Source organism: Microbacterium sp. 22195 (genome assembly GCF_052056515.1).
GTDB lineage: Bacteria > Actinomycetota > Actinomycetes > Actinomycetales > Microbacteriaceae > Microbacterium.
On sequence record NZ_JBQEPE010000001.1, the window covers coordinates 1147671 to 1159896 of the forward strand.

Genomic DNA, 12226 nt, shown 5'->3' on the forward strand with positions numbered 1-12226 from the left:
CTATGCGGTCGGCGTGGCCTCGAAGATCATGAGCCTCTGCCGGCCGTCGTACGGCGCACGCGTCCAGTCTCCCCACACCGCAGCGGTGTCGAAACCGGCGGTCTGCAGCTCCCGGATGACGCGCTCCTCGGTGCGGAAGGTCAGCAACTGCTCCTCGATCACCGTCTCACCGGTGCGCGCGAAGCGGTTGAACGCGCGCAGCAGCACGACGCCGTCCCCGAGCTCCTCGATCTCGCTCCACTCCGCCAGCGGCCCGTGCATCGTCTCCCTGACGGACGGCACCTCCTGGGTCCACGACTCCCAGGCGCGCGCCTCGGGGTTGCGGCTCTCGAAGGCGAGCAGGGCGCCAGGGGCCGCGACGGCGCGCAGGCGCCGCAGCGTGAGCATCCACGCCGGGTCGGGGATGTGCTGTGCGACGTTGCCCGTCATCAGGATCAGGTCGAATCGTGCCTCCGGCAGCACTTCGGTGTCGCCCTCGATCCACTCCACCCGCTCCCCGCCCGGGCGAGCCCTCGCGAAGGCCAGCATCGACGCGGAGGGATCGACGCCCACGACGCGCCTCCCCTCGGCTGCCAGGGTGACGGTGAGGATGCCGGTGCCGCATCCCAGATCCAGGATGCTCCGCGCGTCGCGGGAGTCGGCCAGCGCACGGTAGAAGTCGTGGTCCGGCCCGTCCGGATTGTCGAGGTCGTACAGATCGACGATCCGCGGGTCGTAGTCCTGCGGGGCGCTCATCCGAACAGGCTAGCGGGACGCCGTCGTCTCGAGCCCGCGCCGAGAGCTGCGGGAGCCCGGCGAGGTAGATTACCCGCAGCACGATTCGCAGATCACCGTCGCTCAACCGAGGGAGTCGCTCATGCCGCAGGTTCGTGTCCACAACTTCTCCATCTCGCTCGACGGCTTCGGCACGGGAGACGGCATCACGATCGACGCCCCGTTCGGCCACGCCGGCGAGCGCCTGCACGAGTGGATGTTCGCCACGCGGTTCTGGCGGTCCATGGTCGGAGAGCCAGGCGGCTCCACGGGGATCGACAACGTGTTCGCCGAGCAGCACAGCATAGGCTTCGGCGCCGAGATCATGGGCCGTGGCAAGTTCAGCGCGTCCACCGGCCCCTGGACGGGCATCGGCACCGACGACGAGTGGCGCGGCTGGTGGGGGCCGAACCCTCCGTTCCACACGCCCGTCTTCGTCCTCACCCACCACGCCCGGCCCTCGATCGAGATGGAGGGAGGCACGGTGTTCCACTTCGTCGATGCCTCTCCCGCAGAGGCGCTCGACCTGGCGCGCGATGCGGCGGGCGACCTGGACGTGCGGATCGGCGGCGGGCCCGCCATGCTGCGCGACTTCCTCGCCGCTGGACTCGTCGATGTCGCCCACGTGGTGCAGGTGCCGATCCTGCTGGGACGCGGCGTCCGGCTCTGGGACGGCCTGGATGCTCTCGACGAGCGCTATGCGATCGAGGCCGTGTCCTCGCCGAGCGGGGTGACGCACCTGACCCTCACCCGGCGGCGGTGATGTGCCAGCCTGGTCACGTGGACGATCTGCACGTCATGCCGGGCCCCGGTGCGCCCCGGGGCATCGTCGTGCCCGCTGCGGATCTCATCGAGCAGTTCTCCAGGGCGTCGGGACCGGGCGGGCAGGGCGTGAACACGACCGATTCCCGCGTGCAGCTCATGATCGACCTCGGCACGACGAGCGCCCTCGACGAGACGCAGCGTCGCCGCGTGCTGGCGCGGCTCGCGCCGCGACTGGCCGGAACGACGCTCATCATCAGCGTCAGCGAGCAGCGCTCCCAGCGGCTGAATCGCATCGCCGCGAGGGAGCGGCTCGCCGCGCTGCTGCGTGATGCTGTCGTGCCGGCCCTCGTCCGAAGGGCGACGCGCCCGACGAGGAGCTCCCAGCGACGGCGTCTCGACGACAAGAAGCGACGCTCGGAGGCGAAGGACGCGCGGCGGCGTCCCGGGGCGTCGGACTGAGCACTCGTAGGTGATCGACCGTGTGCCGTCAGCCGTCGTGCTCCGGCTGGCACTGCGGGCACGACTGCGCGGATGCGCCGGCGAACATCTGGTCGACGATCGTCGATCCGCACACCGGGCACGCCTGTCCGCCTCGGCCATGCACAGCCATGGCGGAGACCTTCGCCGGTTTGAGCTCATCGGGGCGGAGACCACGGCGCTCCTGGGCGGCTGTGGTCATGGTCCCGACCACCGCGGTGAAGAGCCGCTCCCGGTCAGCTGCGTCGAGAAGTGCGGCATGGGTCGCGAGCGGAATCCGTGCCCGATGCAGGATCTCGTCGGAGTACGCGTTGCCGATGCCCGCGAGTGAGGTCTGCTCCTGCAGCAGCGCCTTGATCTGCTTCCGGCGGGTGCCGAGCGCACGCTCGAGATGATCGGCGGTGAAATCGGCGGAGAGCGGGTCCGGCCCGAGGGCGGCGATGCCGGGCACATCCGTCGGGGCGTCCACCACCGATGCCGTCACGGCGAGGAAGTCGCCCGTGTCCACGAACTGCATCACGGCGCCGTCGTCGAGCACGATCCTGGCGACTTCCGGCCCGCGAGGATCGAGAGCCGGATCTCCGGGCGCCTGCCATCGTATCCAGCCGTTGCGGCCGAATCCGATCATGAGCCAGCCCGCCGTCGTCTCGAGCCCGGCGTGCTTGCCGAACCGCCGCATCCCGTTGATGCGGGCGCCGGTCAGCGAGGCGGGGAGGCGGTCGCGCGTCTTGACGATGCGGAACTCGACGACGTCCACCTCGGCGATCTCACGACCTGCGATCCGCTCATCGAGGAACTCGACGAGCGCCTGGACCTCCGGTGACTCGGGCATGCGTACATCCTCGCACCGTGCCGGATTTCGAGCACGCTCCGCACGGGCCGGATGGCCCAGCGGACGCGCCGGGTCTGGTGACCGGCTTCACCGCCGCGGGCTCTGCGGATGCCGGGGAAGCCAGGTCAGCAGTTCCTCGCCGAGCCCGCTGACGAGGTCGTCTCCCCAGATCGTCAACGTGCGCTGCCAGGGGTGCCCGAAGGTGCCCCAGCGCAGGTCCAGCGGCATGTGGGCGTGGTAGTCGCCGTTCGGGAAGACGGGAATCGCAGGCTCGCCAGAACCTCGGTTGTGCGCCGACGGCGAATAGAGGTAGGCCGGATGCTGCCAGTCGAGAGCGACCATCTCCGCGTCACCTGCCAGCCGGGCGAACGCCTCGAATGCGGCATCGTCGAGAGTCGCGGCGCCCTCGGCGAAACCAGCCCGGTCGCTCTCGAAGATCGGCCCCAGGTCCACGACGAGGGCATCCTCCGGCAGCCGGATCGCAGGAGCGGAGCGCTCGTAGAAGTCGGGGGCGAACACGAACCGCCGATCGAACGGCGTCCACGCCGTCTCGTAGTCGACTTCACGCCACACTGGATCACTCATCGAACTGCGCGCGGATGTCCTGCCACTGCTCCCAGCACCGCTCGGGGTCGATGTCCGCATAACCGCGCTGTTCCGCCATGGCATCCGCCACCGACCGGGGCACGCGGATGCAGACGGCGTCGTCGCGCACCGCCAATGTCTCCGCCTCGTCGAGCGGCGCGCCCTTCGAACGCTCCGCGGCGAGCAGCACCGCGACGAGCGGAGGCGAGAAGTCGAGCACGAGGTCGTCGGCGTCGGTCATGTCCGACATGCTAGCCATCGACTCCTCGGACGTGGCCTGCCCGACACCGGCGCGCGATCAGAAGGGCCCCAGCGCCCAAGCCGGCTCGGCATCCAGAGCGAGCGTCTCCAGCACGGTGAGCAGCTGCCGCTCCTCGTAGCGGAAGTGGCTCTCCATGATCGCGGAGACCCCGTCGAGGTGCCGTGCGAGTTCGTCCGGCGCAGCCCGGCTGTCGACTGCCGCCTGCAGCCCGCCCATCAGGTGCGCGATCATCGAATGATCCTGCTCCAGTTTTTGCAGCGTCTCCCGCAAGTGCGGATGCTCCGCAGCGATGGCAGGGAACAGTTCCCGGTCCTCCGCCACATGGTGCCCGGTGAGGGCAGCGCAGAATCCATGGCAGAACAGAAGCAGATCACGACTCGCCGTCTCCACCGATCCGCCTTCGGCAGCGGCGTCCTGCGCGATCCGCAGCGCCTTGCGCAGCCGTGCATGCACGCTCCGCAGCTCTTGACTCCAGGCCACCAGCCTGGTCTTCTCGCCCTCAGTCACGCTGGGGCGAAGGGGTGGACATCGTCAACGTCCGTCTCCTTCAGGTTCCACGCCTCCATGCCTGACACGGTCTGCCACCGGCACGCGACGCTCAGGCCAGCGTAGTGCACCGCCGCGATGGCTCCGGTCAGTGCGCAGTCTGTTCCGTTTTGCACAAAATATGTAGACCGGTCTATTCTTCATTCATGACGATGTCCAAGGGAGACCTGACCAAGGCTCGGCTCGCAGAATCCATGCTCGAGCTCATCCAGACCAGCGGCTACAGCGGCACGGGGCTGAACGCCGTGATCGATCACGCCGCCGCGCCGAAGGGCTCGATCTACTTCCACTTCCCCGACGGCAAGGAGGGCCTCGGCGTCGCGGCGGTCGATCTCGCTGCCGCGCAGTTCGGCACGCTGATCGCCGAGGCTGCGGAATCCGCCGGCGGGGCGGCGCAGGCTGCGCGCGCTGCGATCGAGGCCCTGACCTCTATCGTCAGCCGGAGCGACTACCGGCTGGGCTGCCCGGTCTCGGTCGTGACGCTGGAGATGGGCGCGGAGAGCGAGCGGCTGAGGCACGCGTGCGCCTCCGCCTTCGAGTCGTGGATCGTGCCGACGGCGGCGCTGCTCGAGGCGGATGGCGTCGATGCAGAGGGAGCCCGCTCTCTGGCCACGGTCATCGTGGCCACCATCGAGGGGGCGGTCATCGTGTCCCGCGCGATGCGGAGCCCTCAGCCGCTGGAATCGGCCGCCGACGTCGTCTCGGACCTCATCGAGCAGCGCATCCGGACGGCAGGGGCGACGCGATGACGCCGCGCGAGGACTCCCGCCATGCGCTGGTCTTCGGCGCCTCCGGCCTGATCGGCCGGCACCTCATCCTGTCTCTCGCCGCGGCGGGGGCGGAGGTCACGGCAGCCGTGCGATCCGCCGACTCCGGAGCGCGCATCGAGCGATGGCTCGCGTCGCACGGGCCGAGCCGGCCGATCAGCACCGTGATCGTCGACTTCGACAGCCCGGAGCTCGTCCCGGGCGGCCCCGAGGTCCTTGCGTCCGTCACCGAGATCCACAACTGCGCCGGCTCCTTCCGCTTCGGGATGCCCGCGGAGGAGGCACGACGCGCGAACGTCGGCATCGTCGAGAGGCTGATCGACTTCGCCGCCGGCCTTCCCCGTCTGCAGCGCGTCGTGCACATCTCGGGCTATCGCGTCGGCGGCCAGGATCCCGCGATCGTTCCGTGGTCCGACGAGCATCGCGCCGCCGTGTACCGGGAGCTGGGCGGGTACGAAGGCTCGAAAGTCGAGTCCGATGCGATCTTCCAGGCCCTCGCGCAGGAGCGCGGCATCCCGTGGACGATCGTCAACCCGGCGACCGTGATCGGAGACAGCGTCACCGGCGAGTCGGAGCAGCACGTCGGCCTCGCGAGCAGCGTCGAGGAGCTCTGGAACGGCACCGTGGCGGCTCTGCCCGGAGACGAGACCACCTTCGTCCCGATCGTCACAGTCGATCATCTGGCGGCCTTCATGGCGGCGTCCGCCATCGATGAGGCCGCCGCCGGCAGGTCGTACTGGATCCTCGACGACGCCACGCCGCCGCTGCCGGACATGCTGGCGCACCTCGCCCGCCACCTGGGCGCGAAGGTTCCGCGACTGCGGATCCCCGTCGCCGCCATCAAGAGGCTTCCCCGGCGGATCAGCAGGACTGACCCCGAGACGATCGGCTTCCTCTCCGCGGACCGCTACCCGACGGCATCCGCGATCGAGCTCGCCGAACGGCATGGCCTGAGGATGCCCGACGCCCGGGCGTCCCTGGAACTGTGGGCGGACTACCTGGCCGCGCATCGCTTCGGCGCTGCCCGCGCGGATGCCCGTCGATTCGTCGACGCCGGCGGTGTGCGGACGTTCCAGCTCGGCGCACCGGAATCCTCTCGCCTGGTCCTCCCGGGCCTGCCGATCAACGCGGACACCTGGTCCGGCGTGGCGGGCGGAATCGGCGCGCGCGTCGTCGATCTGCCCGGCCTGGGACTCACCGGCGGCACCGGTGTCGAGGACTGGGACCTCTGGCTGCCCGCGATACTGGGCGACGAACCCGCCGACCTCATCGGCCACTCGATCGGCGCCGCTGCGGCGGTCGTCGCCGCGGACCGGATGCCGGAGCGGATCGCCTCGCTCACGCTGATCGCCCCGTTCTTCCTCCAGACGCCGACAGGGGTCGCCACCAGACTGACCCCGCTCATCCGAGCGTACCTCCGCCGCACCGATCCCGCACGGCTGTCACGGCAGCTGACCGGCTCGGACGCGAGCGCCGCCGCTCTCGAGTCCAGCGTCCGCGACCTGAGGCGCGGCAGCGCCGCGCGTGCGGCCGTGCAGCTCGCCCGGGCGGGATCGAAGAGATGGCGCGCCGAACTGCGAGCGGCGCTCGCGCGGTTCAGCGGTCCGGTGCGCATCGTCACCGGCAGTGAGGATCCCCTCGACCCGCGTGCCATCGCACAGTTCGCGCCGCTCCCTCACGTGGAGCTGATCACACTGGAGCGCGCCGGGCACCACCCGCAGCTGACCCACCCCGACGCACTCGTCGCCCTGCTCGGAGACCGGCTGGGACCTCGCGATGAGGTCTTCTCGATCGCCGCGCAGGACGGTCTCAGACGGTGAAGCGCAGCACGGCCGGGCCGCGTCGCGGCTCGCCTTCTGCCTCGCTCTCGCGCCGCAGCCCGTTTCCTCGACGATGCCTGCCCGTCATGCCGTCAAGGCGCCAGAGCATCGCGCGAGACGCGTGTCAGCTCTCAGCATTCCGCTCCTCGAGCTCGTCGACCCTGGCCTCGAGCATCCGGATCCGGTTGTAGAGGTCCACGAGCGTGACACCGTCGGCGACAACGCCGGGGCGCTGCGAGAATCGGCGGACGAACTGCTCGCGTGTCTCTCCCGGCAGCTGATCGAACTGGCCCATGATTCCCCTCCGCGTCGAGTGTCCGATCAGGATAGCGATCGATGGGGAGATGCAGCGCCCGGCAGCATCCCGCTGCTCGCACTAGACGTTGAAGCGGAACTCCACCACGTCGCCGTCCTGCATGACGTAATCCTTGCCCTCCAGGCGCGCCTTGCCCTTCGCGCGCGCCTCGGCGACCGAGCCGGTCTCGACCAGGTCCTCGAACGAGATGACCTCGGCCTTGATGAAGCCCTTCTCGAAGTCGGTGTGGATCACGCCGGCGGCCTGCGGGGCCTTGTCGCCCTTGTGGATCGTCCAGGCGCGGGCCTCCTTCGGCCCCGCCGTCAGGTAGGTCTGCAGCCCCAGAGTGTCGAAGCCGATGCGTGCGAGCTGGTCCAGGCCGGACTCCTCCTGCCCCGTGGAGGCGAGCAGCTCGGCGGCGTCCTCCGGGTCCAGGTCGATGAGCTCGGACTCGATCTTCGCGTCCAGGAAGATCGCCTTCGCGGGGGCGACCAGCGCCTCCAGCTCGGCCTTGCGCGCAGCATCCGTCAGCACCGACTCGTCGACGTTGAAGACGAAGATGACGGGCTTCGCGGTCAGCAGACCCAGCTCCTTGATCGGCGCGAGGTCGAGACCGCTCACCGACAGCAGGATGCCGCGCTCCAGAGCATCCTGAGCGGCCTTGGCCATCTCCAGGACGACCGGCTCGGTCTTCTTGCCCTTGACTTCCTTCTCGAGACGCACGATCGCCTTCTCGAGGGTCTGCAGGTCGGCGAGCATCAGCTCGGCGTTGATGGTCTCCATGTCGGATGCCGGATTCACCGATCCGTCGACGTGCACCACATCATCGTCAGCGAAGCCGCGGACGACCTGCGCGATGGCGTCGGCCTCACGGATGTTGGCGAGGAACTGGTTGCCCAGGCCCTCCCCCTCACTCGCGCCGCGCACGATGCCGGCGATGTCGACGAACGACACCGCGGCGGGCAGGATGCGCTCGCTGCCGAAGATCCCGGCGAGCACGTCGAGGCGCTTGTCGGGCAGGCTGACGACGCCCACGTTCGGCTCGATGGTCGCGAACGGGTAGTTCGCCGCGAGCACGTCGTTCTTGGTCAGCGCGTTGAAGAGGGTCGACTTGCCGACGTTGGGCAGGCCGACGATTCCGATAGTGAGAGCCACGGGATGCGAGTCTACCGGCGAGCCGCTACTCCAACCGCTTCCAGTGCCCCTCCGAGATCACGTCGACGTCCTCCCCCACGACGCGGATCGCGGTCTGGTCGTCGATCGCGTACGCCGGCCCATCGATGTGCTCGGCCCACCGCTCCGCATGCGCGAGCGTGTTCTCCGGGAAATCCGGGTAGTCGAGGTGCGGGAACAGCGAGAAGTCCACGACGCCGAGCGTCCCCTCCCCTGGCTCCGGCGACGTCCAGCGCTCGAACTCCGCGCCGATGCGCGGCGTCATCACCATGCTCCCTGCGCTCACGCCGACCCACACGGTGCGCTCCAGACGGGGGAAGAGCGTGAACAGCCCCGAGCGCCGGATCCAGTGCGCCAGATAGGTCGCGTCTCCGCCGTCCACGAGCAGTGCGTCCGCCTGCTCCACCCACGGGACCCACCGCTCCCCCTCCATCGACGGCAGGGCGGTGAGCTCGAGCAGGCCGGCGGACTTCCAGCCGAGCGCCGTCATCGACCAGTCGCTGCTCGCCGAGCGGAGGGTCACCTCGGGCGTGCACGACGGATGCCCGTACTGGGCGGTCGGGATGAACAGCGCCGTCGAATCCTCGATCGGCTTGCCGAGCATCTCCACCAATGCCCTGCGGATGCTGGGGTTCGTCACTCCACCGGAGGTGAGCAGCAGTCTCATCGCGCCAGCCTACGACGGCGACGGGCAACCGGGCCGATCAGATGGGGACTAGTCCCCCTGCCCCCGGACGCCGGCGGGCCGCTAGCGTGGTGCCATCCGATCAAAGGAGCCCAGCGTGCCGGACGACGTCAGCGCAGACGAGATGAACGACCCGTTCTGGTCGGTCGTGCACCGCCGGCATCCCGACCTGGACATCGTGCTGCTGCCGCCGGAGAGGCCCGCACCCGCCATGTCGGGTCTGCCTGAACGCGCACCAGGGCCGTTCGCGCAGCTCCAGCTGACGGACGCCGACGATCTGTGGCGCATGCTCGTCGGGCATGGCATGCCCCGACGCGAGGCCCGGTGGATTCCCGGCCCCACGCGCGACTCCGTGCGGCACGCCATCACGCTGACTCTGGCGGGCGTCGGCACGCCTGCGGGTATCGAGCACCTGCGCGAGGCACGTGGTGCGCTGACAGCGGATGGCTGGCATCTGTTCATCCCGCCGACCGGGACACCGCGCATCATGGCCGACCGCGCCGGCGAACTGGGCGCGGAAGAGCTGCTGACCGGATTCGACGCCGAGCACGGCCGCCTGTTCATCCGTCTGACCTCGACCGGCCTGCCGGTCGGCGTCGGTCGGGCCCGCGAGCTGATCGGAGCCGCAGCATGACCGACGGAGTCACCTACAACCCTGTGATGCCGGGTGAGCTGGACCGGCGCTGGAGCTCGCAGGCCGCGCAGATGAGCGCGCTCATGAAGTCCCTCTCCTCCGCGCCGACCGGCGGGCTGCCCTCGGTCGCCGTGGGGCCCGCACGCACCTTCCTCGCTTCGTGGGAGAAGATCGCCCTCCGGGCCAAGACCTCCTCCGAGGTGTACGCCGACGAACTGCGCGAGACCGGGGTCTCGTACGAGAATCTCGACACCGAGGTCGCTCGCCGGATGGCTGCACTCGGAGGCGGTGCGGGATGACGACGACGATCAACATCCCCGCTGTGATCGACCCTGTCGACCGCCCTGAGGGCGATCCGGCAGGCTCCGAGTCTCTCGCGACCTCGCTGCTGAGCGGCGCCGTTCGCCTCACGGAGTTCTCCGAGGAGGCGCTGCTCCTCGCCGAATCCAAGTGGTACTGGGCAGGCAAGGCGGCTGAGGCGTATGGCGACCACGCCAAGAACTTCGCGCAGCAGCACCAGCCGATGGGAGAGACGCTCAAGCGGGTCGCCCGCGGTGTCGACGTGTTCGCCGACCAGCTGCGGACCCTGCAGAGCGATCACACCACGATCAGCAGCGACATCACTTCGTACCATCGCGAGCGCGCCGACCTCATCACGGATGTGAACCTTGCCGGCGAAGTCGCGGAGGCGGAGATCGCCGCCCTGCAGGAGCGCGCACGCGCGCTGACCAACCGTCGTGCGGGGATCACGACCGACATCACCGACCTGCAACGGCGCGTCACGGAGAACGAGCAGTTCCTGGTGCAGCTCTTCACCGGTGCCGACACCGCCGCCGAGGCGAGCTCGCCGACCGGCGGCATCAGCGCACTGGCGCTCGGCGCCATCGGGCGGAAGCCGTCCGCCGCAGACGGACCCAAGGCGATGAACGCGTGGTGGAACAGCCTGACGGAGGCGGAGCGGGATGCCCTGATCGCGGCCTACCCGGATCAGCTCGGCAGTGCCGACGGCCTCCCGGCTTCGGCGCGCGACGCCGCCAACAGGCTGCGCCTCGACGCCGATCTCGCAGAGCTGGAGATGAAGGAGCGCGACGGCACGCTTCTTCCCGAGGAGAAGCAACGGCTCGCCAACGCCCGCGCGACGCGGACAGCGCTGGAGCACGCGGACGGATACGTCGTCCCCGGCACCGACGACAGACCGGGTGGACAGCTGTGGCTGTATGACCCGGATGCGTTCGGCGGTGACGGCCGGGTGGCGATCGCCGTCGGCGACCTGGACACGGCAGACGACGTCTCCGTGCAGGTGCCGGGCATCCGCACCGAGATGGATGACGCCCCAGGTGGCGTGGACGAGGCGACCCGGTTGTACGAGAGCGCGCGCTTCAACGGCGACGGATCGAGCGTGGCGACGATGTTCTGGCTCGGCTACGACACACCTGCCGGTGACCTTCTCGAGTGGGGCGAGGTCCCCTCGGAGGATCGTGCGGCGGACGGCGGCGCTCGTCTCGCCGCCGCAGTCGACGGGCTTCGCGCGTCGCGCGCTCACGATCCGGCGCACATGACGGCGATCGGCCACAGCTACGGTTCGACGACGACGTCCTACGCGGCGACGGACCACGGTCTCGCGGTCGACGACATCGCGCTGATCGGCAGCCCGGGGACCGGACCGGCAGATCACGCATCCGACTTCAGCGTCGGCGCCGACCATGTGTACGACGGCCGCAACAGCCGTGACTTCGTCGCGTTCCTCGGGGATGAGGGCTGGGTGCGCAAGGACCAGTTCTTCGACACCGGTCTGGGCATGGATCCGTCGTCCGAGGATTTCGGGGCGCATCGCTTTCAAGCGGAATCACCCCAGCGCGGATGGGGGCCGAACTTCGACGACCATTCGCGGTACTACGACCGGGACAGCGAATCCCTGTACAACCTGGGCCGCATCGTCGACGGTCACGGCGACGACACGAACAGCGCGTCGCAGTCGTACGATCCGTGGTGGCGCGACCCCGTGGACCCCGAGTGGGATCGTGACCCCACGTCCGGAGAGGCCGGCCGCTCGAAGACTGGCTTGACCCCATGAGGAGATCGGCCATCATGGGTGCTGTGGGACTTCTCGCCTTCCTCCTCAGCGGATGCTCTCCGGTGCCGTCGAACCCCCGCGCGGTGCTCGAAGCGAAAGCAGCGGCCATCGACTCAGCCACTCAAGACGTGCTCGACTCACTGCACGCGGCCGGTCTCGACGACGCGACCGCGAAAGGCCACGTCGACGGATGCCAGAGTGAGCCCACTCCCGGCGTGTCCTATCGAGCAGGCATCTCGGCGAAGGCGGGTTCCGATCTCGCCGGTGCCTTCGACGCGCTGGTCGAGCAGCTCGACGCGTCGGGCTGGAAGCCGACGGATGCCTATCGCGACGTCGAGACAGATCCCGCCAAGCCCATGGGCCGCTTCGTCCGGGACGACATCACACTCGATGTGGCGACCGGCGGGGCCTCCAGCGGAGGCGTCTGGTACGGCGCCGACGAGATGCAACTCGGCGTCACCATCAAGGACTACTGCGTGCGGGTTCCCGACGGCGGCTACATCAGCAAGGTCCGGGACCTCGCGAAGGACATCCTCCCCCGCTCCTGACCGTCCCGCC

Annotated in this window: 16 protein-coding genes; 8 read left to right on the plus strand and 8 right to left on the minus strand. The window is 69.5% G+C overall.

Going from position 1 to position 12226, the window contains the following annotated elements; genetic code table 11:
* Nucleotides 1-735, minus strand: a complete 735-nt coding sequence (locus ACTJJ4_RS05610; RefSeq protein WP_440942371.1) for a class I SAM-dependent methyltransferase — start codon at nt 733-735, stop codon at nt 1-3.
* Nucleotides 736-856: 121 nt separating this feature from the next.
* On the opposite strand from ACTJJ4_RS05610, the gene ACTJJ4_RS05615 reads away from it, so the two are divergent.
* Both ACTJJ4_RS05615 and arfB read left to right on the plus strand, forming a co-directional pair.
* Nucleotides 857-1516 carry a dihydrofolate reductase family protein gene (locus tag ACTJJ4_RS05615; protein ID WP_440942372.1) on the plus strand — a complete coding sequence of 220 codons (660 nt, stop codon included), beginning with the start codon at nt 857-859 and terminating at the stop codon, nt 1514-1516.
* A gap of 17 nt (nt 1517-1533) precedes the next feature.
* A complete protein-coding gene (gene arfB / locus ACTJJ4_RS05620; protein ID WP_440942373.1) occupies nt 1534-1977 on the plus strand; it encodes an alternative ribosome rescue aminoacyl-tRNA hydrolase ArfB in 444 nt (147 codons plus the stop codon).
* Nucleotides 1978-2005: 28 nt separating this feature from the next.
* On the opposite strand, the gene ACTJJ4_RS05625 is transcribed toward arfB, so the two are convergent.
* The 4 genes from ACTJJ4_RS05625 to ACTJJ4_RS05640 all read right to left on the minus strand — a co-directional run bounded on the left by ACTJJ4_RS05625 (nt 2006) and on the right by ACTJJ4_RS05640 (nt 4181).
* The gene (locus ACTJJ4_RS05625) at nt 2006-2827 is read right to left on the minus strand and encodes a DNA-formamidopyrimidine glycosylase family protein (RefSeq protein ID WP_440942374.1); all 822 of its coding nucleotides are present in this window, start codon (nt 2825-2827) and stop codon (nt 2006-2008) included.
* 87 nt (nt 2828-2914) lie between these two features.
* Nucleotides 2915-3400 (minus strand): DUF2716 domain-containing protein, encoded by a 486-nt coding sequence (locus tag ACTJJ4_RS05630; RefSeq protein WP_440942375.1) that lies wholly within the window; start codon nt 3398-3400, stop codon nt 2915-2917.
* A gap of 4 nt (nt 3401-3404) precedes the next feature.
* The gene (locus tag ACTJJ4_RS05635; protein WP_440942376.1) at nt 3405-3653 is read right to left on the minus strand and encodes a hypothetical protein; all 249 of its coding nucleotides are present in this window, start codon (nt 3651-3653) and stop codon (nt 3405-3407) included.
* Nucleotides 3654-3710: 57 nt separating this feature from the next.
* A complete protein-coding gene (locus ACTJJ4_RS05640) occupies nt 3711-4181 on the minus strand; it encodes a hemerythrin domain-containing protein (protein ID WP_440942377.1) in 471 nt (156 codons plus the stop codon).
* A 185-nt stretch (nt 4182-4366) separates the two neighbouring features.
* Here ACTJJ4_RS05640 and ACTJJ4_RS05645 point away from each other — a divergent pair, with 185 nt between their 5' ends.
* Nucleotides 4367-4969: a TetR/AcrR family transcriptional regulator gene (locus ACTJJ4_RS05645; protein WP_440942378.1), complete on the plus strand. Its 603-nt coding sequence runs from the start codon at nt 4367-4369 to the stop codon at nt 4967-4969.
* Complete coding sequence (locus ACTJJ4_RS05650) at nt 4966-6807, plus strand: alpha/beta fold hydrolase (protein WP_440942379.1); 1842 nt, start codon at nt 4966-4968, stop codon at nt 6805-6807. The genes ACTJJ4_RS05645 and ACTJJ4_RS05650 overlap by 4 nt, the downstream gene beginning before the upstream one ends.
* Nucleotides 6808-6931: 124 nt before the next feature.
* On the opposite strand, the gene ACTJJ4_RS05655 is transcribed toward ACTJJ4_RS05650, so the two are convergent.
* The 3 genes from ACTJJ4_RS05655 to ACTJJ4_RS05665 all read right to left on the minus strand — a co-directional run bounded on the left by ACTJJ4_RS05655 (nt 6932) and on the right by ACTJJ4_RS05665 (nt 8942).
* Nucleotides 6932-7102, minus strand: a complete 171-nt coding sequence (locus ACTJJ4_RS05655) for a hypothetical protein (RefSeq protein WP_440942380.1) — start codon at nt 7100-7102, stop codon at nt 6932-6934.
* 81 nt (nt 7103-7183) lie between these two features.
* Nucleotides 7184-8257, minus strand: coding sequence for a redox-regulated ATPase YchF (gene ychF / locus ACTJJ4_RS05660; RefSeq protein WP_440942381.1), 1074 nt, complete (start codon nt 8255-8257; stop codon nt 7184-7186).
* A 25-nt stretch (nt 8258-8282) separates the two neighbouring features.
* Nucleotides 8283-8942 (minus strand): Type 1 glutamine amidotransferase-like domain-containing protein, encoded by a 660-nt coding sequence (locus tag ACTJJ4_RS05665; protein WP_440942382.1) that lies wholly within the window; start codon nt 8940-8942, stop codon nt 8283-8285.
* A gap of 115 nt (nt 8943-9057) precedes the next feature.
* Between ACTJJ4_RS05665 and ACTJJ4_RS05670 the strand changes: the two genes are divergently transcribed.
* Genes ACTJJ4_RS05670 through ACTJJ4_RS05685 form a run of 4 tightly spaced genes read left to right on the plus strand, consistent with a single transcriptional unit; the run spans nt 9058 to nt 12216 of the window.
* Nucleotides 9058-9594, plus strand: a complete 537-nt coding sequence (locus tag ACTJJ4_RS05670; protein WP_440942383.1) for a hypothetical protein — start codon at nt 9058-9060, stop codon at nt 9592-9594.
* Nucleotides 9591-9893: a hypothetical protein gene (locus ACTJJ4_RS05675; protein WP_440942384.1), complete on the plus strand. Its 303-nt coding sequence runs from the start codon at nt 9591-9593 to the stop codon at nt 9891-9893. Before ACTJJ4_RS05670 ends, ACTJJ4_RS05675 begins: the two co-directional genes overlap by 4 nt.
* Nucleotides 9890-11668, plus strand: a complete 1779-nt coding sequence (locus ACTJJ4_RS05680) for an alpha/beta hydrolase (RefSeq protein WP_440942385.1) — start codon at nt 9890-9892, stop codon at nt 11666-11668. Before ACTJJ4_RS05675 ends, ACTJJ4_RS05680 begins: the two co-directional genes overlap by 4 nt.
* Nucleotides 11669-11691: 23 nt before the next feature.
* Complete coding sequence (locus ACTJJ4_RS05685) at nt 11692-12216, plus strand: hypothetical protein (protein ID WP_440942386.1); 525 nt, start codon at nt 11692-11694, stop codon at nt 12214-12216.
* Nucleotides 12217-12226 lie beyond the last annotated feature (10 nt).

What these genes read in the sequence shown, in the direction of transcription:
- ACTJJ4_RS05625 (WP_440942374.1), bottom strand. Translation starts at nt 2,827, where the DNA reads ATGCCCGAGTCACCGGAGGTCCAGGCGCTCGTCGAGTTCCTCGATGAG.
- ACTJJ4_RS05650 (WP_440942379.1), top strand. Translation starts at nt 4,966, where the DNA reads ATGACGCCGCGCGAGGACTCCCGCCATGCGCTGGTCTTCGGCGCCTCC.
- ACTJJ4_RS05610 (WP_440942371.1), bottom strand. Translation starts at nt 735, where the DNA reads ATGAGCGCCCCGCAGGACTACGACCCGCGGATCGTCGATCTGTACGAC.
- ACTJJ4_RS05615 (WP_440942372.1), top strand. Translation starts at nt 857, where the DNA reads ATGCCGCAGGTTCGTGTCCACAACTTCTCCATCTCGCTCGACGGCTTC.
- ACTJJ4_RS05655 (WP_440942380.1), bottom strand. Translation starts at nt 7,102, where the DNA reads ATGGGCCAGTTCGATCAGCTGCCGGGAGAGACACGCGAGCAGTTCGTC.
- ACTJJ4_RS05665 (WP_440942382.1), bottom strand. Translation starts at nt 8,942, where the DNA reads ATGAGACTGCTGCTCACCTCCGGTGGAGTGACGAACCCCAGCATCCGC.
- ACTJJ4_RS05680 (WP_440942385.1), top strand. Translation starts at nt 9,890, where the DNA reads ATGACGACGACGATCAACATCCCCGCTGTGATCGACCCTGTCGACCGC.
- ACTJJ4_RS05675 (WP_440942384.1), top strand. Translation starts at nt 9,591, where the DNA reads ATGACCGACGGAGTCACCTACAACCCTGTGATGCCGGGTGAGCTGGAC.
- ACTJJ4_RS05645 (WP_440942378.1), top strand. Translation starts at nt 4,367, where the DNA reads ATGACGATGTCCAAGGGAGACCTGACCAAGGCTCGGCTCGCAGAATCC.
- ACTJJ4_RS05635 (WP_440942376.1), bottom strand. Translation starts at nt 3,653, where the DNA reads ATGACCGACGCCGACGACCTCGTGCTCGACTTCTCGCCTCCGCTCGTC.